The organism is Paenibacillus barengoltzii NBRC 101215, from assembly GCF_004000745.1.
GTDB classification, from domain to species: domain Bacteria; phylum Bacillota; class Bacilli; order Paenibacillales; family Paenibacillaceae; genus Fontibacillus; species Fontibacillus barengoltzii.
Genome location: NZ_BILV01000037.1, coordinates 38,728 through 58,451, shown reverse-complemented (window position 1 = coordinate 58,451; position 19,724 = coordinate 38,728). Strand labels below are relative to the sequence as shown.

Sequence of the window (19,724 nt, the reverse complement as noted above, 5' to 3'; positions counted from 1 at the left end):
AAACTTCGCACTTGAAGGGGAGAGAGGTATGAAAAGTATTGTAGAAGAGATATTCTACGGCAACTTGAGACCTGAAGAACGAATTGTTCCTAGAGATCCCGACTATCGACCACTAAATAAAAAGATTTTCGACTTAATGCAAGAGGCTAAAGAAAGTTTTTCGGAGAAAGACTTTGCCACGTTAGAGCAAATCTTAGATTTAAATGGTGAATCTAATTCAATGGTAATAAGGGAAGCTTTTGTCCAGGGCTTTAGGATGGGGACGTTGGTGATGATAGAGGTATTTTGTGAGGAGGGAGGGAAGAGGTAAAAGAGACGATTATTTTCAGGTATAGTAATGTATGTTATCAAATTAATTCACTAGACTTCCGTGTAATATCGGGAGTTTCTTTATTTTCGAGCAAAATATAATTGTTTCGTCATAATCTTCCATTTTGTAGCGGCACTATTTACTGATTTATATACAATCCTAAACTCGAAAAATAAAGTCCAAAGATTAACAGGTTTCGATGATGCAATTATTGATCCAGTCTGTAAAATAGTTTGTGTAAACTCCTAAACCCAGTAAAATGGAAGACATAGAAAGGTTGGGGAGAATACATGGGACTTTGGACGAAAGAGCAATTGCGAGCCTTCATTAAGGAGAACAAGCTGGTAACAGCACAAGACGCGCAGAATGCTTTGAAAGAACTGTTTGCTGAAACTCTTCAAGAAATGCTGGAAGCAGAGCTCGATACGCACTTAGGCTACGAGAAGCACGAGGTCAAAGCCAAGATGACGCCAAATAGCCGAAATGGCAAGAGCAAAAAGACGGTAGTCAGCGAATACGGAGAGCAGGAAATTATGGTTCCACGGGATCGGATGGGTGAGTTCGAGCCCATTGTTGTGCAGAAACACCAGAAGAATGTAACTGGCATTGAAGATCAGATCATCGCCCTGTACGCCAAAGGTGTCAGTACACGAGAGATTCAAGACCATCTGCAAAACCTTTACGGTATCGAAGTCTCGCCTACGCTCATTTCCAATGTCACCAACAAAATCGTGCCTCTCATTAAGGAATGGCAGAATCGGCCGCTTCAAGGCGTCTACGCGGTCGTCTACATGGATGCGATTCACTTTAAAGTGAAGCAGGACGGGGCCATAGTTAACAAAGCGGCCTACATGGTGATTGGCATCGACCTGGACGGGAACAAGGATGTACTCGGGATGTGGATCGGGGAGAATGAATCCAGTAAGTTCTGGCTCAGCGTGCTAAATGACCTGCGAAATCGTGGTGTCCAAGACATTCTCATCATCTGTGTGGACAATCTGAGTGGTTTCTCCGAAGCGATTGCGGCCTGCTATCCAAAAACCGAGATTCAAAAGTGCATCATTCACCAGATCCGCAACTCCACTCGTTACGTGTCGTACAAGGATTTGAAGAAGGTGACTGCCGACCTCAAGCCCATTTACAAAGCCGCAACCGAGGAAGGAGCGCTGCTAGAGATGGACCGCTTCGAGGAAGTCTGGGGCGCTAAGTATCCGCTTATAGTCCGCTCTTGGCGCAACAACTGGGAGGAGCTCTCCACCTTCTTCAAGTATCCGCCTGAGATCCGCAAACTCATCTACACCACAAATATGATTGAGAGTTACCATCGGCAGCTTCGCAAGGTGACCAAGGGGAAGAGTATTTTCCCTACCGATGAAGCCCTGCTGAAAATGCTCTACCTGGCCACGATGGATGTGACACGAAAATGGACAGGCCGTGTCCAAAACTGGGGGCAGATGCTCCTTCAGCTTTCGGTCTTCTTTCCGGATCGGGTCAGTAACTATTTACGTTAGAAGCGCCAAATCCCCCTCGGGGGGATTGCTTGGAATGAGTTTACACAGAAATCTTGACAGACCCTATTGATCAGTTGCAGATAGGAGAATTTATCGAGATTGATGGGACAGTATCATTATCACCTGTTGAATCAGCATTATCTTCTTTAGTCGACCTAGTAAATCAATTCAAGGGGCTATTCTCAGAACAGGCAGGGACTGAACAAGTGACGCTACTTGCAAACTTATTGAAACCTAAAAATGCAACTGTTATTTTGAAACCATACAATGATGTTTCAACATCCTTTATTGCTTCACTAAATTTAACCGAGGATAACTTATTTGCTGAACACTATGAAATAGAGGGAGAATTTACTATTTTCGGAAGAGTGAGAAAAATCACGCCTGAACCAGGAAAGGTTGAGTTGATCAAATTCTTGCCAGGTAAACTTCGAATGAAAGAGGACGATATGTTAAAGTTGTTTTCGGGATTTAATGATATAAGCAATCACGGATTCTCTTTCGGAAACGGCATTGATTTTGATGAAAAATCTTTTTATCTTGATGGCCCTGTCATTGAAATTAGTCCGATTGCAGTCTATCAAAACTCCTGAGGTTTCACTTGTTAAAGAGAATTTGCATATGTATATCAGAAATCAGGAACTTCATGTAGCTTCGTTTATGGAAGATGGTCAGATAACAAACGAACCAGCCTGTGATAAGGGCTGCTTCGTTTCATTAAATGAAAATTGTTAGGTCAAATACATCTAATAATTTCAAAGTCTGTTATATACATCGCCACGCGTTGCTATGCTGATGACTACGAGAGAGTAGTTCAATATGAAGAGATAAACGTCGTTTTAGGATCAAGCTTCTTTAGGTATTTATATGCTTTTTTAGATAATTCAATTTTGTAATTCATGCTTAATATCCTCGAATTTTATGGTTTTACCTTCAAGGAATTCTTGTCGTGCCTCTTTAACTGCTTGAATATCTTCATCTGTTAGAGGTTCGTCATCATATGGGATATGATGATCTGCAGGATGAATAAGGCGTCTAACCAAATCAGCTACAAGTGGAATGTCTTGATCAGAAAGTTTATTAATTAATTCATTAAGTTCACTTTTGCTTATAGACATAAGAATCATCTCCTTAAATAAGGATATGGTCACAAACAATGCGTTTAATACATTATATCATACAGAGAATGTTTGATGGTTAAGTTTCAGGCGAACAGCTTTATCGAAAACAAGAGGAAGTGAGAAAAGTGGGTTTATTTTTCGGATCAATATCCAGTTTCAATGTCTCGGTGGCAGGAGTAATGTGGGGAAGGAAACAACTGATACCCGGCCGTGCTCCATGTTTGATCGCGGACTCGTAAAATTATGCGAATACTTCATAAAATTCCAATTCACCTTCATTCTTTCGATTAAACTTGTGTTGAGGAAGAGGAGGCGGAGGCGTGGATAACTTCCTACAAGTTATTTGAGGGTAACAATAATTTACTAAGAGATGGTTATTCCGTTTATGTGAATTTATATCTAACCGACATGTCCATCTTGTTTATGATACAATTAAGAAAAATTATTGGAGGAATTAACTTATGAAATGGGATGAAGTTAGAGCCATTTATCCAAATCAATTTGTTAAATTCGAAGTTCTCCAATTCAATAAAATTGACGATAAAGAAGTTGTTTCTGAAGTAGCTGTAATTGGACCTGTTCGTGACGAAGATGCTACTTATGAACTACTAAATAGCAAGGACAATACTTTGGTTTATCATACATCCAATGACAAGATTATTGTAAGGATTAGAAAAAGTATTGGGTTAAGGAGCAAGATAAAATGAAATTTGAATATCGAGATGGATTGCTCTTTACGACAATTTTACTTTCTTATGAAGGCCGCTCAAAGACGATTGATAATATCGTGATTGACACGGGAGCGAGTCACACATTAATTTCACAGGATGCTGTTGATGATTTAGGCATTCGAGTGCAGGCTGGGGATGAGATATATACCAGCTATGGAATTGGTGGAAAAGAGCATTCTTATGTTAAGAAAGTAGACTCCATTCAGATAGCTGAACTTAAAATAGAGAATGCATTCATTGACTTTATGTCGTTTCCATACGAGCACATTAATGGATTACTAGGACTTGATATATTAATGGAAGGAAAATTCAAAATTGACCTAAACACCTTAGAACTTCGTCTGCAATAAAGATGGAAGTTTTTTTGTTTTTGACGGTAGTCGGAACAATAGTATTCATTAATCGATCATTCTTTATTAATCATTCTCAAACTTGTATGATGAAGAAGAAAGGAGGAGCTTAGAATGGAGTGACCAAGGGAATTTGATCAGGAGACCGCACTGCAGCAAGCGATGGAATTGTTCTGGGAGAAAGGATTTGAGCGAACCTCCATTCAGGATTTGGTCGATCGGACTGCAAATGTAAAAGCACCAAAAGCAAGTCCTGCGGATATTGCGAAGATTGCCATCGACGGTGTTGAAGCAGACAACTACGAAATTGTCGCCGATGAATTTAGCCGTAACGTGCAACGTGACTTTGCTGGCGGCGTACATGCTTTGTATCCCCAATTGTTCCAACAAAATTAATAGAAGGAAGTCATTATCTACCGGCTGCAACAAGGATTTCTTGTTGTGGCCTTTTATCATGTCGGTTATGAAAGCGCATTATTCAGGAGCTTTTCGGAAGAAAGCGGGAAGAATGTGGGAGGTGATTTCGCTATAATGGACTCGTGAAAGGAGGAGGTTCGATGAAACCCCAAATTGCCTTGCAATTATGGAGTATTCAGGATGCATGTAAAGCGGACTTTTATGGAGCGCTCAAAAAAGTAAAAGAAAGCGGTTATGACGGCGTTGAATTTGCCGGTTATCATGGGAAAAGTGCCGCTGAAGTGAAAAGTTACTTAGATGAATTGGGGTTACAGGTTGCGGCTTCGCATCTTTCTTTTGAGGCTCTGCAACGGGATTTCGAAGGAACGTTGGCCTTCGAGAAGGAAATTGGAAATTCTCGGATCGTGATTCCTTATGCCAGCTTCCAGACCTTAGAAGCTTGGCACGCCTTCATTGAGGAAATGGAGGAGGTCGCGAAAAAGGCGGCAGAGGAAGGCTTCGAATTTTACTACCATAATCATGCCAATGAACTCACGGAGATCCCCGGCGTGGACATTCTGGATGAAATGGTGCAACGTACGAAACAGATCGATCTGGAAGTGGATCTATACTGGCTGGCGGATGCCGGCGTGGACGCGTTTTCTTGGTTAGAGGCGCATAAGGATCGGATTGGTCTTTTTCATATGAAAGATATGCAGGATTCTCCTCGGGAAAGCACGGAAATTGGCTCCGGCGTCCTGCCGATGAAGGAATACGTCCAGATCGCCAAGCAGATCGATATTCCATGGTTAATTGTGGAGCAAGAGGAGTTTCAGAACTATCCGCCGTTAGAGGCTACAGCGATTGATTGCCAGCGTCTTCGGGCGATGGTGGATGAGGTTCATTCAGCATAGAAGGAATTATTTTAACCCACCCAAAGCTAAGATGCAGAGGGTGGTTTTTTCATGTACATTTCTAATCATAAGTGTAAAAACTAAAGGTAAATCCCCTCTCGGGTTGTCCGGACAAGTGATGCCCCTTATAATCAAACTGAACACGACAAAATCCAACGTACAGGGAGTCATCAGGTTTATGAGCGAGTACTTGGAAATCCCGGAGTTTCAGGATTCCCTCTTGTTTCGAACGTTCCAAAATGACGGAATGACGATTGTCTATCCGCATTGGCATAAAGAAATTGAAATCATCTATTCCCGAAAAGGCAAAGTGAACATCGGCGTTCGGGAAGAGATCGTTCAGCTGGAGGAAGGGGAAATCTTCATTTTTCCTAGCGGGGAGGCCCATTATTTCTTGGCTTCGCCTGAGAGTGAACGGTATGTCTATCAGTTTAATTTGAAGCTGTTTGATGAGCGAATCCTGCGGATATCGGAGGACTCCTTATTAAATCTCTTCGAGACTGGCGAACCGCATAGCCGCAACTGGCCGCAGGGGCTAGCCCAGCAAGCGACGGAATTATTGATTCATTTATATGAAGTCGACCAGACGAAACCGATGGGCATGAATTATTTGACCTTAGGGTATCTGTATCAATTAATCGGCGAGTTCTATTTGCACTTGCCAAGACGCCAAACCTCAAACTTGCCCAGCAAGCGATCCACGATTCAGCACAAAGAAACCTTGGATTTGCTGAATCAAGTCTTTGAATATGTGGAAAATCGTTATCGGGAAGTGATTACCCTAGAAGACGTGGCGAAATTCGTGGGCTTTAGTCCGTACTATTTCACTCGATTTTTTAAGGCGAATACAGGGCAGACGTTTATGCAGTTCCTGACGGAGTATCGGATCAATCAAGCGAAGTTTATTTTGGCCAATGAAAATATCCCAATGGCGGAAGTCGCCGACAAAGCCGGCTTTGCCAGTGTCAAAACGTTCCATCATGTGTTTAAAGATGAGGTGGGACAATCGCCGCTGCAATATCGCAAAAATCTAATAGAGTCTTAAAAGATCAAAGGCTTTTACGAGTTTATTCTCGCTAGAAGCCTTTGTTGTTTTTTGAAATGAAGAGCAATATTCGGGAGTATCATGCGAGGAAATTGGGAAGAAAGCTATTATCAAATTGGCTATAATGAATTCGACAATAGAAACGCTTTCAGGAGGGATAAGATGAAACTTAAAGTTGGTATTATCGGATGCGGCGGGATTGCAAACGGCAAGCATATGCCAGCACTTTCCGAGGTCAAAGAAGTAGAAATGGTAGCCTTCTGCGATATTGTCGTGGAACGTGCGGAGGAAGCGAAGAAGAAATTTGGTACTGCGGATGCGCAGGTTTTTGATAACTATGAAACGATGTTAGCGAACACGGATTTGGATGTCGTTCACGTATGTACGCCGAACTCCTCGCATGCGGTAATTTCGATTGCAGCGATGGAAGCCGGTTGCCATGTAATGTGTGAGAAACCGATGGCGAAGACAGCGGAAGAAGCTAGAAGCATGATCGAAGCGTCGAAACGTACCGGCAAAAAATTAACGATCGGTTATCAGAACCGGTTCCGGACGGATTCAAGATATCTGCATCAAGTATGTGAAGAGGGCGGATTGGGTGAAATTTACTTTGCCAAAGCTCATGCGATTCGTCGTCGCGCGGTACCTACTTGGGGCGTATTCCTGGATGAGGAAGCGCAAGGCGGAGGTCCGTTGATCGACATCGGCACCCATGCGCTGGACTTAACTCTCTGGATGATGAACAACTACAAACCGAAGTACGTGGTGGGGAAAACGTATCATAAATTGTCCCAAACGAAAAATGCTGCGAATGCATGGGGACCTTGGGATCCGGAAAAATTCACTGTAGAAGACTCTGCATTTGGTTTTGTTGTGATGGAGAACGGCGCGACGATCTTCCTGGAATCCAGCTGGGCGCTGAATAGCCTGGACGTAAAGGAAGCCAAAACGACGCTGTGCGGAACGAAAGCGGGCGCCGATATGAACAACGGCCTGACCATCAACGGGGAAGACCACAGCTTGTTGTATGAGAAGAAGATCGAGCTGCAAACCGGCGGCGTAGCCTTCTACGACGGAGCAGGGGAAAGACCGGAAGTGCTTGAAGCCCAATCCTGGATTCAGGCAATCCTTAATGATACCGAGCCAGTCGTGAAACCGGAAGAAGCTTTGGTCGTTACGGAAATCCTTGAGGCGATCTACAAATCCTCGAAGACCGGCGAGCCGGTTTACCTCTAAAATCAAGGAGCGATATCCATGATTCAAGTCACCGTATGGAACGAGTTTCGGCATGAGAAGACTAATCAAGTCGTTCAAGAAGTATATCCGGAAGGGATTCACGGGCAAATTGCCAAGTTTCTCCGTGAGGATCAATTTAAAGTGAAGACGGCAACGTTGGACGAACCAGAGCACGGCCTGACGGAAGAAGTGCTAGAAGATACGGACGTCCTGATCTGGTGGGGGCATATGGCCCATGATGAAGTCCAGGATGAAATCGTGGAACGCGTGCATAAACGGGTGCTGGAAGGCATGGGGCTGGTTGTACTGCATTCGGGGCATTTTTCAAAAATCTTCAAAAGACTGATGGGAACCTCTTGTGACCTGAAATGGCGTGAAGACGGGAAACATAGCCGCATTTGGAACGTGAACCCGAGCCACCCGATTGCTGAAGGCATCGGCGATTTTATCGAATTGGAGAAGGAAGAGATGTACGGGGAGCATTTTGATATTCCGGCACCGGATGAGTTGATTTTTGTCAGCTGGTTCCCGGGAGGCGAAGTGTTCCGCAGCGGCTGTACGTTCCGGCGGGGGAACGGGAAGATCTTCTATTTCCAACCGGGCCATGAAACGTATCCAAGCTACTATAACGAAAAAGTGCAGAAGGTCATTAAGAACGGGATCCGCTGGTGCGCCCCAACCCAGAACCTGTACCCTCTCTACGGACACTATGAAGCACGCGAAAAATAAGGTAAACCAGTAGGAGTGAGAGCAATGAAACTCGGTGTATTTACACCTTTGTTTAATCATTTAAGCTTTGAAGAAATGATTGAAGAAGTAGCCAAAAAAGGATTGCAGACGGTTGAAATCGGAACCGGCGGCTATCCTGGCAACGCTCATTTAGATATCGACAAATTGCTGGCAAGCAGCGATGAGCGTAAAGAATATCTTGCCAAATTAGCGGACAAAGGCCTCGAAATCTCTGCGCTCAGCTGTCACAACAATCCGATCTCCCCGATCCCGGAAGTGGCTGCCGAAGCAGACACTTTGCTGCGCAAAACGATTAAGCTGGCCAGCCTATTGAACGTTCCGGTCGTCAACGGCTTCTCCGGCGTATCGGGCGGTAAACCTGGGGATACCCAAGTGAACTGGCCGGTCTTGCCTTGGCCAACCGAATACGACGATAACTACAATTACCAATGGGAACAGAAGCTGATTCCTTATTGGAAGGAGATCAACGCAGAAGCGGAAGCGGCTGGCGTGAAAATCGGGATCGAGCTCCATGGCGGCTTCCTGGCTCATACGCCGTACACCATGCTGAAATTGCGTGAAGCGACCGGTAAAGCGATCGGTTGTAATCTGGATCCAAGCCATTTGTGGTGGCAAGGGATTGATCCCGTTGCTGCGGTGAAGATCCTTGGCGAAGCTGGCGCCATCCACCACTTCCATGCGAAGGATACGTATCTGGATCAAGATAACATCAACATGTACGGGTTAACGGACATGCAGCCTTATGGCAATGTGAAGACACGGGCTTGGACGTTCCGTTCGGTGGGCTGCGGTCATGACTTGAAGGTATGGTCGGATATCATCTCCGCTTTGCGCGTATATGGTTACGATTATGTGCTCAGCATCGAGCATGAAGACCCAATTATGTCAGTGGATGAAGGCCTCACGCGTGCCATTACCAACTTGAAATCCATCATGATCCATGAGCAGCCTTCTGCCATGTGGTGGGCGTAAAGGAGCAAGCAAGATGTCGAAGATCAATTTTGCCGTCATCGGCTATGGCGGGATGGGCTCTTATCATGCCCACAGCCTCATTCCGGCAGAAAGCTCTCGCTTTCATGTCGTGGGAACCTACGATATTTCCGGAGAAAGACAGCAAATCTCCAAGGGCAAAGGCCTGCATATTTATGGCAGCCTGGAGGAAGTATTAACTGATAACAACATCGAAGCGGTCTTAATCGCGACTCCCAATGATTCGCACAAGGAAATCGCGATCCGCTCGATGCGGGCTGGCAAGCATGTCGTTTGCGAAAAGCCGGTAGCAATGAATACCGAAGAGCTGGATGAGATTTTGGCGGTGGCGGAAGAGACGGGCCAGGTCTTTATGGTTCACCAAAATCGGCGGTGGGACCCGGACTTCCTCATCATTCGCCAGTTGTATCAGAACCGAACGATTGGGGAGATTTTTCAAATTGAATCCCGCGTTCAAGGGGCGAACGGTATTCCAGGCGACTGGCGTCATTTGAAGAAGCATGGCGGCGGGATGCTCCTGGACTGGGGCGTTCATCTATTGGACCAACTGCTGTGGCTGGTCGACAGTCCCGTTCAAAGCGTATTTTCGGATTTAAGCTACATCTTAGGGGATGAAGTTGATGACGGATTCATCTGCTACATTACCTTTGAGAATGGTGTCAAGGCGTTGGTTGAAGTCGGCACCACCAACTATACCAAGCTTCCGCGTTGGTATGTGAAGGGCCTTGAAGGGACAGCGAAGATTAACGATTGGGATCTGTCCGGCGAGATCATCGCAGCTACCGGCCGTGAGGATGTGGCAGCTCCAACCCCAATCCAAGCGGGCGTAGGACTCACGAAGACGATGGCGCCTCCTTCGGAGGAAGCTACGGAGAAATTGGATTTCCCTGAGCCTAGAGCGGATTTCGTACCGTTCTATCAGAACTTCTATGAAGTTGTACGCGAAGGCGCTGAGCCCATCGTGAAGAATGCTGAAGTTCGCAGGGTTATGAAGCTGATGGATGATATTTTACAATCCAATTATAAAAAATAATGCTACAGGAAGTTGAAAGGCTAACCGCCTCTGCGGTTAGCCTTTTGCTGTTTGATGGGACGCTCGAAATGATCGGAAGAACGCCCAAAGGTCTTTGGCCATCAGCTCCGGCTCCTCCATGGCGGTAAAATGACCGCCGCGGGGGAGGGTTGTCCAACGCGTGATATTTAGGTTTTGTTTAGCCCATGCCTTAGGCGGAGGCAAAATGTCCTTTTTAAACAACGCGAGAGCAGTTGGAACCTCGATGTATCCGAGAGGCGGAAGGGTATGCGCATTTTCATAATACATATGGGCTGAGGAGCCGGCCGTGTTCGTTACCCAATAAATCATAATATGGGTGAGCAACTCGTCTTTGGTGTATTTTTGATCAAGATCCCCGTTGCAATCACTCCAGGCGCGCAGCTTCTCCAAAATCCAACTGGCCAATCCAACAGGTGAATCGGAAAGCCCATAAGCTAAGGTTTGGGGGCGAGTAGATTGAATGGACATATAGCCCCCTTCTTGAGCGACCCAAGCCAAAGCAGCTTGTTGATATTCCCGTTCTTCAGCTGAGAGCTCCTCTCCTGAGGCGTTCATGAGCGACCGGATGATCCCGATGTCCGTGAGATGGATACCGTATAACAGCTCTGGATGATTTGCGGCCAGATACCGCGTTACCCCAGAGCCGATGTCCCCACCAGCGGCAGCGAATTTCTTATAACCTAGCTCCTCCGTCATCAGCTTGGCCCAAAGCTCTGCAACCTGGGCGTTGTTCGTGCCCGGATGCGAAGGACGGCTAGAGAACCCAAACCCGGGAACGGATGGGACAATCACATCAAAAGCATCCTCCGCACGGCCCCCGTAACTTGCCGGATCGGTAAGGAGCGGGATGATTTTTTCATAACGAAGGAAGCTGTCGGGCCATCCATGAGTCAGAATCAATGGCAGAGGATTAGGGCCTTTCCCGCGTTCATACACAAAGTGGATATCGATCCCGTCGATACGGCTGCGGAAATGATAGAAGCGGTTTAATCTAGCTTCTTGGGTTCGCCAATCAAATTGATCTCTCCAATAAGTAACTAGGGATTGCAAATACTTTAGTTCGGTGCCTCGTTCCCAATCGGTATGTTCGGGCTGATCGGGCCAGCGGACACGTTGAAGTCGATGGTTCAGATCGTCCAAAACTTCTTCGGGAACATGAATGCGATACGGCATAGGTGCCATTGCGTTTCCCTCCTTCTCTTGCTATATCGCTCATTATATCCCTCGGGTAGATATGATACACTGACATAAATGAAGGATCTGACTATACGATTTGATAGGTGAAGCCCATGCCGCTGCTAGACCGCTATAAGAACCGCATTGTTAACATTGAGTTTGTTCCGATGGAGGAGGTCACTCGGCTGCCTTATCCTGAGCGCCGTTCCCTGGTCTTGATTACCTCTGGAAGCCTTCAAGCCACCCTGAACGATCACCCGATTGCCATCACGGCTCCAGCAATTCTCTGTTTGGTTGAAAGCGATGATTGGAAGATTACCAAGATGCAAGGTATAGCTGCCCAATCGTTTCATTTTCACCCTGAATTTTTGAAGAGCGTTAGGGTGGCTGAAACGGAGGACCTATTTCCGTCAGCACCAAGTATCCAAACCGGGCGATCGTTTTTTCAACGCGTGGAACCGTATCCGATCATTCCCCGAATGACGAGTCAAGCTTATCCGCATATCTTTGAATGGTTTTTTGTCCTGGGGATGGAAGTGATGGCACAGAGCGATGAACGCTGGGCTTGTCGGATTAAGAAGTATCTGATTCAAATTCTGGGCTTGTTAGAGGAGTTGAATCAAATTCGGGAGCCTTCCCCGGTGGATCAAGTGCTAGAGTTCATTCATGCCAACTATTCCCGCAAAATCACCTTAGGGGATCTCACTCAAGCTGCGCACTTGAACCGGGTCAGCTTAAACAAGTTGTTCCAAGCAAGATGTGGTTCAACCGCGATGGGTTACTTGCTCTCGTATCGTTTGAAAGTCGCCTGCGAACTTCTAACCCATACCGATATGAATCTGAACGACATTGCACGTGCGACGGGGTTTGAATACGATACCTATTTCATTAGACAGTTTACGTCCAAGAAGGGGATATCCCCGACAACGTACCGGAACACTTCTCGTCATTTTTCGAATGCGCAATAATAGTATAAGTCGTTTTAGTAGGGGAGGTTAGGATGAGGAAATTACATCTTGTTGGCTTCTTTTTATTCATGTCCTTGATATTTTCGGCATGCAGCTATTCCGCTGAACCCCAAGAACCTCAAGCCCAGGATAAACGAGCTCAAATTGTTGAAGTTACCGTGGATTTGCCGCATAACGAAGGCTGGTGGGTTGTTCGCGACGGTATGAAGTCGATGACCCTTCAGGTGAAAGCCTTAAATACCGAAACCGTATTGTTTTGGGTTGTTCCTACAGGGACGGAAACGTGGGGAGAACGGCAACTCCTCGGTTATGACCTCGATGGAAGCGATGGATGGTCATTCACGTGGAACTTTGGCAGCCGTAGCATGCACGACCGTATCGTAGTTCAAGCCTTAGACAGTGATCACACATCCCAAGCTCAAGAGATGGTTCTGGTTACCACAGAGTGATTACTGCGCGATTGAAGTATCTAAACCTCCAGCAATCGTCCGCCATCATGCCATTGGCCGTACATTTGATTTGCTTTCGTGCAGGCGATAAATTTATCCAGCCTGCGCTGAAAAAGTTCCGGCTGTTGGAGGACGCTCTGGATCGTATCGATCCGAACTCGTTGATAGAGCGCCGGGAAGTTCTTGAAATTCTCGTAGACTTGCGGATCTTCTCGCAGCCGTTGTTCGATCTGTTTATTAATTTGAAAAGCCTCGGGAGCCATATTGGGAAGAACCTGTCGTCCCTCTTCGGTCATAAGCCCCAACTTCTCAAGGCGACGAACGCGTGCTTTGTTTAACTCCGTCCATGAGCTGTTTGATTGACGTGGAGACAGCCTTTGGGCGGTCTCCGTATCATTGATTTTCTTCTTGGTGCTGTCAATCCAACCAAAGCATAAAGCTTCTTCAACCACATCTAAGTAATAGAGCGTGTCGGGGCTAGGCTTCATGCGTACGACAACCCAACAACACTTCGCAGTACGGCCATGCTCTTGAAGCCAACCCCTCAATTCCGCTCTGGACCTCACGGGAAGCAGATTCTCGATCTTCATCGTTTATTCCAAGGAAGCCGCAGGCTGCTGATACCAATACAGCGCATAGTCATTCATCGTAGAGGCGTGCCCGAGCTGGCGCAACATGGTGGACACGTTCCCTCGGTGATACGAACCATGATTCACCACGTGAAGGATCATTTCCGATAAACGGGTTTGGCGGGGACCGGCAAACGGATTGTTTAACAACACCGATTGATCCCAATCGGGTTGGGTCTGGAACCATGCGTTAAACTTCTGAGCCAACTCGGTATAGGCATTCGCATAATCATCCACGGATTCTAGCACCTGTTCATTTAGCGAACGGCAGGCTTGAAAGGCTTCGGGCATGTCCATCCCAGTCAGAACCAGATACCACATCTGATCCACCGCATAAATATGGCTTAAGGCATGGGCAAGAGTGGGGAAGGAGCTATTTACTTCTTGGTGGAGCAACGAAGACGGGAGTTCACGTATTCTTCCTAGGATCGTTTGGTTTGCCCAAGCGTGGTAGTTGTACATGTCGAAAGGAATATTTTGTTTACTCATTTGAATCTCTCCTTTGGTTGTTGATGTTCTGATTATAAAAAAAGAAGTATGACAACAGGCTGTCATACTTCTTCATAAAGTTTTAGTGCTTTTTGGAGCTGTTCTCCATTTTGTACCCGTCCATCAGACCGTACCCGCCTTTGGTTCCTTGGTATGCCACAACCGGAAAACCAGCTGCGCTAAGCACATCCATATCCCGATAGATCGTCCGCGGCGACACCTGAAACTCTTCCGCCAACACCGCTGCCGACAAGACATCATGATTTAGCAATTTATAAATGATGGAGATTAATCGCTCCAATTTCATAGGCTTCTCCTTTGTTCTGCTGATAATCCGCCATTCCCATAAGTTTCGGGTAGTACCTATCAAAATAGTGCGTACGACTGCATATTTTGTGCACAGTTTATCCTATCCTTATTTTGATGTAAAGGAGAGAAAACAAAGGTGGAGATTAATTTGACTCGACCGCTGGAGGATATTGAAACGGTGATTGGATTGTTGAAAGCGGATGTGGGGGAAACCCTGCTAGGTATTACTTACTTGGTATCTCCCGAACAGCTGATCGAAATCAGCGCTGTCGCTCATCTGAATTCAAACGGAGCAAGCAAGCGAATGAGCTCACTGAACTACTGTTCGGCGGGATTTTTTACATAGATCATCAACCTCATTGCACAAATCATCAATCCGCCTCAAATGAAATCAACATGCCATTGGAGGTTTTGCCCATAGGCTGCTCTTCGAATCGTTCGTATGCTGAGGATGGGTTCACTCCCATCACAAATCATGGAGGGGAAAGGTATATGAAGACAAAATCCTTAGCCCGCTGGGTCTCCACTGGCCTAGTAATCGGCTTGCTTGGCACCATGCTGCTGGCATGCTCTAACGGGGGGCAGACGAACAGCGCGAAATCGAATGAAGGGGGAGCAGATACCGGCGGCAACAATTCAGTCACCGAAACTGCGACAACGTATCCGATCCAAACCGATAAGAAGCTAACGTATTGGGGGGATTTGACCGGGAACCTGATCGGGATCGTGAATTCCCATAACGATGTCCCGTTCTTCCAGAAGTGGCAAGAGAAAACGGGGGTTTCGCTCGAATTTACCGCACCGCCGGCAGGTCAAGCCCGCGAGGCGTTGAACGTCATGCTGGCCTCGGGCGATTTGCCGGATATGATCGAGTACAACTTTATGAGTTTTCCCGGCGGACCGGAGAAAGCAATCAGTGACGGGTATATTTTGCGCCTGAATGATCTGATCGACAAGTACGCGCCTAATCTGAAGAAGTATTTAGCGGAGCATCCCGAGATCGATAAGATGGTGAAAACCGACAGCGGCAGCTATTACGTCTTCCCGTTTATTCGGGGCGATGAGTACCTGCAGGTCTTCCAAGGCCCGATGATCCGTAAGGATTGGCTGGATGAACTGGGCCTGCCGGTGCCGGAAACGATTGACGAATGGACGACCACGCTTCGTGCGTTTAAAGAGAAGAAGGGGGCTGCCGCTCCGCTCTCGCTGGTCAGCAAGCCACGCTTCTTTAATGAATCCTACAACGGGGCGTTTCTAGGTGCCTACGGGGTAACGCAAGGCTTTTACCAGGAGGACGGCAAAGTCAAATTTGGCCCTGCAGAGCCCGGATTTAAAGAGTATTTAAGATTGTTCCAGTCTTGGTATAAGGAAGGATTGCTCGATAAAAATATTGCGACGGTGGATGGGAAAGCGCTCGACAGCAACCTGGCCTCCGGCGCCACGGGGGCAACGATTGGCAACGCCGGCGGCGGGATGGGGAAATGGCAGCCGCTGATTGAAGCCAACGATCCGAAAGCCGTGCTTGTGGCAGCCCCATATCCGGTGCTGAGCAAAGGCGAGAAGCCTAAATTCGGACAGCGCAACCAACCGTACTCCTCTGAAGGCACCGTCGCCATCACGACAACGGCCAAGGATCCGGAGTTGGCGGTGCGGATGCTGGATTACGGCTACAGCGAGGAAGGCCATATGTTCTTTAACTTTGGCGAAGAAGGCGTCAGCTACGAAATGGTGGATGGATATCCGAAATACACCGACTTGCTCATGAATAATCCAGAGAAGCTCGCACCTGCGCAAGCGATCTCGTTACATGCCCGCGGCAGCTACAACGGACCGTTTGTCCAAGACAAACGGTATGCGGAGCAATTCTTCGCCTTGCAAACCCAGCGGGATGCGATTGAAATCTGGAAGAACACCGATGTCGCGAAATACCAATTGCCGCCGATTACGCCAACGCCGGAGGAAAGCTCGGAATACGCTACGATTATGAGCGACATTAACACGCTGGTGGATGAGATGACGATCAAGATCATTTTAGGGGAAGAATCCGCAGACCAATTTGAAAGTTATGTAGAAAAAATGAAGTCGCTTCGCCTGGACCGTGCAATCGAGATCCAAACTGCAGCGCTGGAGCGTTACAACAACCGATAAGAAGCATGCGGGAGGGCGGATCTGCCCTCCCGACTTGAAATGAGGTGAACCCCTAAAGCCCATGAATAAACCCGTGTCCTTCAAACGCCGGTTCATCCGGGATTTTCGGTTAAACAAATACTTGTATCTCATGATGATTCCCGTCATCGCCTACTACGTGATTTTTCATTATGGTCCGATGTATGGCGCGATTATCGCCTTTAAGGATTTTACCCCGGTGAAGGGGATCTTGGGGAGCGACTGGGTCGGTCTAAAGCATTTTGAAGAGTTCTTCGGAAGCTACTATTTCTTGCGAGTGCTTAAAAATACCGTTCTCATCAGCTTATATACGTTAATCTTCGAGTTTCCCGCACCGATCATCCTGGCCTTATTGATCAATGAAGTGCGCCGCCGCTACTTCAAACGGGTCGTGCAGACCATTACGTACATGCCGTATTTTATCTCTTTAGTTGTCATCTGCGGGATAATTACGGACTTTACGAATGCGGATGGACTGATCAACCGGCTGTTCATGCTGTTTGGATACGATGGTCAAGCGATGCTGCAAAAGCCAGAGCTGTTCCGGCCGATCTACGTGCTGTCGGAAATCTGGCAACGGATCGGTTGGGAATCGATTATCTATATTGCCGCGTTGATGAGTATCGATCTTGAGCAGTACGAAGCCGCGCGAATCGACGGGGCGAGCCGGCTGAAGCAAATGTTCTACATCACCTTGCCCGGTCTGGTGCCTGTCATCACCATCATGTTTATTTTGCGGATCGGAAACTTGTTGAATGTAGGTTTTGAAAAAATCATTTTGCTCTACAATCCGATTACCTACGAAACGGCGGATGTTATTTCCACATTTGTGTACCGCAAAGGGCTATTGGAATTTGGCTGGAGCTACAGCTCGGCCGTAGGATTATTTAACTCGGTGATCAATCTCGCGCTGCTCATCTCCGCGAACTACATCAGCCGCAAAGTGAATGAAAACAGCTTATGGTGAGGTGGAAGCGATGAAGACGGAAAGCGGTTGGCTGGATCGATTATTTAATGTAGTGAATTATACGCTGCTCATTTTGCTCGTGATCGCGACTTTGTATCCGTTGGTCTATGTTCTGTTAGCTTCGCTGAGTGATCCAGCACGCCTGTTGGCCTATAAAGGGTTCCTCTGGAAACCGATCGGTTTTAGTCTGGAAGCTTATCGGGCTGTGCTCGCCAACCCAGGTATCGGGATCGGGTTTCGCAATACGTTGTTTATCGTCGTGTTTGGGGTGACCGTGAATATTTTTATGACCGCCCTGGGCGCTTACGTCTTGTCCCGCAAAAACGTGATGTGGAACAAAGTCTTTATGTTCATCATCGTGTTCACCATGTTTTTCGGCGGCGGCTTAATTCCGATGTACCTGATCGTCAAGGGCGTAGGTCTGTTGGACTCGTTATGGTCCACGATCATTCCGTTTGCTGTCAGCACGTTTAATTTGATTATTATGCGGACGTCGTTTATGGGCATCCCGGACAGTTTAGAGGAGTCGGCCAAGATTGATGGAGCGAACCATTTTACGATTTTGTTCCGAATCATCATCCCGCTCTCAATGCCCGTGATTGCTGTAATGATCTTGTATTATGCTGTAGATAAATGGAACGGTTGGTTCTACGCCTCGGTATTCATTCGAAGCCGGGAGCTGTTCCCTTTGCAGCTCGTACTCCGTGAAATCCTGATCTCGAACTCGACGGACAGTATGTCGATTGGTGCCTCCGCTGGAGATCGGTTCCAGATCGGGGAGACGATTAAATATGCCACGATCATTGTGGCTACGTTTCCGATCATGTGCGTGTATCCTTTTTTACAACGATATTTCGTGAAAGGTGTTATGGTCGGATCCTTGAAGGGGTAATGGATGAAGGGGATATCCACGAGTACAGGTAGAGGAGGAGAAGCATGACAACGACCTTAAATACGATCGGTCAGGAGATCTGGCCGCGGTTGGAGTCCAAGGTGTCGCAGATGAGGGATTCCTTGGGGACCAAGGCTCCGCATGTTGCAGGACAAAACGGGATTTATGATGATACGAAGCTGGACTGGTGGACCTCCGGATTCTGGCCGGGAATGCTTTGGCTGATGTACGACATGACAGGAGATGAAGGTTGGCGGGAGGCGGCCTGGTCTTGGGATGAGCGGTTGTTTGCGCTGTTCCAGCAGGAGAATGCTTTTGATCATGATGTTGGGTTTCATTTTTTGCCGACAGCGGTTTTTAAGTATAAACTGACCGGCGACAAAGACGCCTTGCGGCGAGGCTTGTTCGCGGCAAACTTCCTAGCCGGTCGTTTCAACCCAAAGGGCGGCTATCTTAGGGCCTGGAACGGCATCGAAAAGACCGGCTGGTCAATCATCGATACGATGATGAACATCTCACTGCTCTTCTGGGCTTCTGAGGAAAGCGGCGACCCGCGGTTTGCGCATATCGCCAAGGCTCATGCAGATATGGTTATGAAGCAATTCGTACGGGCGGACGGGTCGACCCATCACATCGTGGTGTTTGATCCTGAAACAGGTGAACGTGTGGGGGCATTAGGCGGGCAAGGTTCGGGTCCTGACTCGGCTTGGAGCCGGGGGAACGCCTGGGCGCTATACGGTTTGACGAATACGTACCGTCATACGAATGATGCCGTGTACTTAAGTGCAGCCCAGCGGGTGGCGAATTTCTTTATCGCCAGCTTGCCTGAGGACAATGTCCCTCCGTGGGACTTCCGGGCTGTGCGGGAAGGCGGAGAGGAAGAAATTCCTCGTGACACCTCGGCCGGAGCGATCGCTGCCTCCGGATTGTTGGAGCTTGCCGACCAGCTGGATGAACCCACTGGCCGACCGTACCGCTCTGCAGCTGAGCGGATCTTAAGCTCCCTCGCGGCGAATTATGCTACTTGGGACGTGCCGAAGCATGAGGCGATCCTGCTTCAAGGCACGGGTCATAAGCCAGCGAATCAGAACGTGAACGTGTCGCTGATCTATGGAGATTATTACTTCGTTGAAGCTTTGGCGAAGCTCCAAGGTTGGAGGCGGCGAATTTTCTAAGAACTTGAACTCGATTATAATCAGCCCGAAGGACGACTAAGTCCCTCGGGCTATTGGCATTGGATAGGTTGCAGAACGGCCTGTAAGCAGAATTAT

At 47.4% G+C, this 19,724-nt stretch carries 22 protein-coding genes and 2 pseudogenes; 19 read left to right on the top strand and 5 right to left on the bottom strand.

The window, feature by feature from the left end; translation table 11 throughout:
• The 3 genes from PBA01S_RS12090 to PBA01S_RS12080 all read left to right on the top strand — a co-directional run.
• The coding region (locus tag PBA01S_RS12090; protein WP_255315350.1) for a DUF6809 family protein at window positions 1-310 on the top strand (310 nt) is incomplete at its 5' end.
• Window positions 311-600: 290 nt separating this feature from the next.
• Window positions 601-1,821 (top strand): IS256 family transposase, encoded by a 1,221-nt coding sequence (locus PBA01S_RS12085; RefSeq protein ID WP_127576063.1) that lies wholly within the window; start codon window positions 601-603, stop codon window positions 1,819-1,821.
• A 53-nt stretch (window positions 1,822-1,874) separates the two neighbouring features.
• Window positions 1,875-2,414, top strand: coding sequence for a DUF6414 family protein (locus PBA01S_RS12080; protein ID WP_127576062.1), 540 nt, complete (start codon window positions 1,875-1,877; stop codon window positions 2,412-2,414).
• Window positions 2,415-2,705: 291 nt separating this feature from the next.
• Here the strand turns inward: PBA01S_RS12080 and PBA01S_RS12075 are convergent, their stop codons facing one another.
• Window positions 2,706-2,939 (bottom strand): hypothetical protein, encoded by a 234-nt coding sequence (locus PBA01S_RS12075; protein WP_127576061.1) that lies wholly within the window; start codon window positions 2,937-2,939, stop codon window positions 2,706-2,708.
• 464 nt (window positions 2,940-3,403) lie between these two features.
• Here PBA01S_RS12075 and PBA01S_RS12070 point away from each other — a divergent pair, with 464 nt between their 5' ends.
• The 9 genes and pseudogenes from PBA01S_RS12070 (at window position 3,404) to PBA01S_RS12030 (ending at window position 10,387) form a co-directional block, all read left to right on the top strand.
• Window positions 3,404-3,649, top strand: coding sequence for a hypothetical protein (locus tag PBA01S_RS12070; protein WP_127576060.1), 246 nt, complete (start codon window positions 3,404-3,406; stop codon window positions 3,647-3,649).
• Window positions 3,646-4,023 carry a retropepsin-like aspartic protease gene (locus tag PBA01S_RS12065; protein ID WP_127576059.1) on the top strand — a complete coding sequence of 126 codons (378 nt, stop codon included), beginning with the start codon at window positions 3,646-3,648 and terminating at the stop codon, window positions 4,021-4,023. The genes PBA01S_RS12070 and PBA01S_RS12065 overlap by 4 nt, the downstream gene beginning before the upstream one ends.
• A gap of 150 nt (window positions 4,024-4,173) precedes the next feature.
• A pseudogene (locus PBA01S_RS23340) lies at window positions 4,174-4,242 on the top strand (TetR family transcriptional regulator); the annotation flags it as partial.
• Window positions 4,243-4,580: 338 nt separating this feature from the next.
• Entirely contained in the window at window positions 4,581-5,333 is a 753-nt protein-coding gene (locus tag PBA01S_RS12055) for a sugar phosphate isomerase/epimerase family protein (RefSeq protein WP_127576058.1), read from the top strand.
• 178 nt (window positions 5,334-5,511) lie between these two features.
• On the top strand, window positions 5,512-6,378 hold the full coding sequence (locus PBA01S_RS12050) for a helix-turn-helix transcriptional regulator (RefSeq protein ID WP_127576057.1): 867 nt from the start codon (window positions 5,512-5,514) through the stop codon (window positions 6,376-6,378).
• A 162-nt stretch (window positions 6,379-6,540) separates the two neighbouring features.
• A complete protein-coding gene (locus PBA01S_RS12045) occupies window positions 6,541-7,614 on the top strand; it encodes a Gfo/Idh/MocA family protein (protein WP_016311987.1) in 1,074 nt (357 codons plus the stop codon).
• Window positions 7,615-7,632: 18 nt separating this feature from the next.
• Window positions 7,633-8,343, top strand: a complete 711-nt coding sequence (locus PBA01S_RS12040) for a ThuA domain-containing protein (RefSeq protein ID WP_127576056.1) — start codon at window positions 7,633-7,635, stop codon at window positions 8,341-8,343.
• Window positions 8,344-8,367: 24 nt separating this feature from the next.
• Window positions 8,368-9,336 carry a sugar phosphate isomerase/epimerase family protein gene (locus PBA01S_RS12035; protein WP_016311989.1) on the top strand — a complete coding sequence of 323 codons (969 nt, stop codon included), beginning with the start codon at window positions 8,368-8,370 and terminating at the stop codon, window positions 9,334-9,336.
• Between the two features lie 13 nt (window positions 9,337-9,349).
• Entirely contained in the window at window positions 9,350-10,387 is a 1,038-nt protein-coding gene (locus tag PBA01S_RS12030; RefSeq protein WP_127576055.1) for a Gfo/Idh/MocA family protein, read from the top strand.
• A 36-nt stretch (window positions 10,388-10,423) separates the two neighbouring features.
• On the opposite strand, the gene PBA01S_RS12025 is transcribed toward PBA01S_RS12030, so the two are convergent.
• A complete protein-coding gene (locus PBA01S_RS12025) occupies window positions 10,424-11,590 on the bottom strand; it encodes an epoxide hydrolase family protein (protein WP_127576054.1) in 1,167 nt (388 codons plus the stop codon).
• A 107-nt stretch (window positions 11,591-11,697) separates the two neighbouring features.
• Here PBA01S_RS12025 and PBA01S_RS12020 point away from each other — a divergent pair, with 107 nt between their 5' ends.
• Window positions 11,698-12,552, top strand: a complete 855-nt coding sequence (locus tag PBA01S_RS12020; protein ID WP_016311992.1) for a helix-turn-helix domain-containing protein — start codon at window positions 11,698-11,700, stop codon at window positions 12,550-12,552.
• A 32-nt stretch (window positions 12,553-12,584) separates the two neighbouring features.
• Window positions 12,585-13,001, top strand: a complete 417-nt coding sequence (locus PBA01S_RS12015; RefSeq protein ID WP_255315349.1) for a hypothetical protein — start codon at window positions 12,585-12,587, stop codon at window positions 12,999-13,001.
• A gap of 20 nt (window positions 13,002-13,021) precedes the next feature.
• On the opposite strand, the gene PBA01S_RS12010 is transcribed toward PBA01S_RS12015, so the two are convergent.
• The 3 genes and pseudogenes from PBA01S_RS12010 to PBA01S_RS12000 all read right to left on the bottom strand — a co-directional run.
• Window positions 13,022-13,591 (bottom strand): YdeI/OmpD-associated family protein, encoded by a 570-nt coding sequence (locus PBA01S_RS12010; RefSeq protein ID WP_028537753.1) that lies wholly within the window; start codon window positions 13,589-13,591, stop codon window positions 13,022-13,024.
• A 3-nt stretch (window positions 13,592-13,594) separates the two neighbouring features.
• A complete protein-coding gene (locus PBA01S_RS12005; RefSeq protein ID WP_085278268.1) occupies window positions 13,595-14,119 on the bottom strand; it encodes a DinB family protein in 525 nt (174 codons plus the stop codon).
• A gap of 97 nt (window positions 14,120-14,216) precedes the next feature.
• Window positions 14,217-14,426: pseudogene (locus tag PBA01S_RS12000) on the bottom strand (helix-turn-helix transcriptional regulator); the annotation flags it as partial.
• Between the two features lie 138 nt (window positions 14,427-14,564).
• Here PBA01S_RS12000 and PBA01S_RS11995 point away from each other — a divergent pair.
• From PBA01S_RS11995 to PBA01S_RS11975, 5 genes are all read left to right on the top strand, one after another.
• A complete protein-coding gene (locus PBA01S_RS11995) occupies window positions 14,565-14,774 on the top strand; it encodes a hypothetical protein (protein ID WP_127576053.1) in 210 nt (69 codons plus the stop codon).
• Between the two features lie 146 nt (window positions 14,775-14,920).
• Window positions 14,921-16,576, top strand: a complete 1,656-nt coding sequence (locus tag PBA01S_RS11990) for an extracellular solute-binding protein (RefSeq protein ID WP_127576052.1) — start codon at window positions 14,921-14,923, stop codon at window positions 16,574-16,576.
• A 61-nt stretch (window positions 16,577-16,637) separates the two neighbouring features.
• Complete coding sequence (locus PBA01S_RS11985; RefSeq protein WP_028537757.1) at window positions 16,638-17,561, top strand: ABC transporter permease; 924 nt, start codon at window positions 16,638-16,640, stop codon at window positions 17,559-17,561.
• A gap of 10 nt (window positions 17,562-17,571) precedes the next feature.
• Entirely contained in the window at window positions 17,572-18,453 is an 882-nt protein-coding gene (locus tag PBA01S_RS11980) for a carbohydrate ABC transporter permease (RefSeq protein WP_028537758.1), read from the top strand.
• A 44-nt stretch (window positions 18,454-18,497) separates the two neighbouring features.
• Window positions 18,498-19,628 carry a glycoside hydrolase family 88 protein gene (locus tag PBA01S_RS11975; RefSeq protein ID WP_127576051.1) on the top strand — a complete coding sequence of 377 codons (1,131 nt, stop codon included), beginning with the start codon at window positions 18,498-18,500 and terminating at the stop codon, window positions 19,626-19,628.
• Window positions 19,629-19,724 lie beyond the last annotated feature (96 nt).

What these genes read in the sequence shown, in the direction of transcription:
- PBA01S_RS12035 (WP_016311989.1), top strand. Translation starts at nt 8,368, where the DNA reads ATGAAACTCGGTGTATTTACACCTTTGTTTAATCATTTAAGCTTTGAA.
- PBA01S_RS12050 (WP_127576057.1), top strand. Translation starts at nt 5,512, where the DNA reads ATGAGCGAGTACTTGGAAATCCCGGAGTTTCAGGATTCCCTCTTGTTT.
- PBA01S_RS12085 (WP_127576063.1), top strand. Translation starts at nt 601, where the DNA reads ATGGGACTTTGGACGAAAGAGCAATTGCGAGCCTTCATTAAGGAGAAC.
- PBA01S_RS12025 (WP_127576054.1), bottom strand. Translation starts at nt 11,590, where the DNA reads ATGGCACCTATGCCGTATCGCATTCATGTTCCCGAAGAAGTTTTGGAC.
- PBA01S_RS12075 (WP_127576061.1), bottom strand. Translation starts at nt 2,939, where the DNA reads ATGTCTATAAGCAAAAGTGAACTTAATGAATTAATTAATAAACTTTCT.
- PBA01S_RS12005 (WP_085278268.1), bottom strand. Translation starts at nt 14,119, where the DNA reads ATGAGTAAACAAAATATTCCTTTCGACATGTACAACTACCACGCTTGG.
- PBA01S_RS11975 (WP_127576051.1), top strand. Translation starts at nt 18,498, where the DNA reads ATGACAACGACCTTAAATACGATCGGTCAGGAGATCTGGCCGCGGTTG.
- PBA01S_RS12015 (WP_255315349.1), top strand. Translation starts at nt 12,585, where the DNA reads ATGAGGAAATTACATCTTGTTGGCTTCTTTTTATTCATGTCCTTGATA.
- PBA01S_RS12070 (WP_127576060.1), top strand. Translation starts at nt 3,404, where the DNA reads ATGAAATGGGATGAAGTTAGAGCCATTTATCCAAATCAATTTGTTAAA.
- PBA01S_RS12010 (WP_028537753.1), bottom strand. Translation starts at nt 13,591, where the DNA reads ATGAAGATCGAGAATCTGCTTCCCGTGAGGTCCAGAGCGGAATTGAGG.
- PBA01S_RS12040 (WP_127576056.1), top strand. Translation starts at nt 7,633, where the DNA reads ATGATTCAAGTCACCGTATGGAACGAGTTTCGGCATGAGAAGACTAAT.
- PBA01S_RS12065 (WP_127576059.1), top strand. Translation starts at nt 3,646, where the DNA reads ATGAAATTTGAATATCGAGATGGATTGCTCTTTACGACAATTTTACTT.
- PBA01S_RS12020 (WP_016311992.1), top strand. Translation starts at nt 11,698, where the DNA reads ATGCCGCTGCTAGACCGCTATAAGAACCGCATTGTTAACATTGAGTTT.
- PBA01S_RS12055 (WP_127576058.1), top strand. Translation starts at nt 4,581, where the DNA reads ATGAAACCCCAAATTGCCTTGCAATTATGGAGTATTCAGGATGCATGT.
- PBA01S_RS12030 (WP_127576055.1), top strand. Translation starts at nt 9,350, where the DNA reads ATGTCGAAGATCAATTTTGCCGTCATCGGCTATGGCGGGATGGGCTCT.
- PBA01S_RS12045 (WP_016311987.1), top strand. Translation starts at nt 6,541, where the DNA reads ATGAAACTTAAAGTTGGTATTATCGGATGCGGCGGGATTGCAAACGGC.
- PBA01S_RS11990 (WP_127576052.1), top strand. Translation starts at nt 14,921, where the DNA reads ATGAAGACAAAATCCTTAGCCCGCTGGGTCTCCACTGGCCTAGTAATC.
- PBA01S_RS11985 (WP_028537757.1), top strand. Translation starts at nt 16,638, where the DNA reads ATGAATAAACCCGTGTCCTTCAAACGCCGGTTCATCCGGGATTTTCGG.
- PBA01S_RS11980 (WP_028537758.1), top strand. Translation starts at nt 17,572, where the DNA reads ATGAAGACGGAAAGCGGTTGGCTGGATCGATTATTTAATGTAGTGAAT.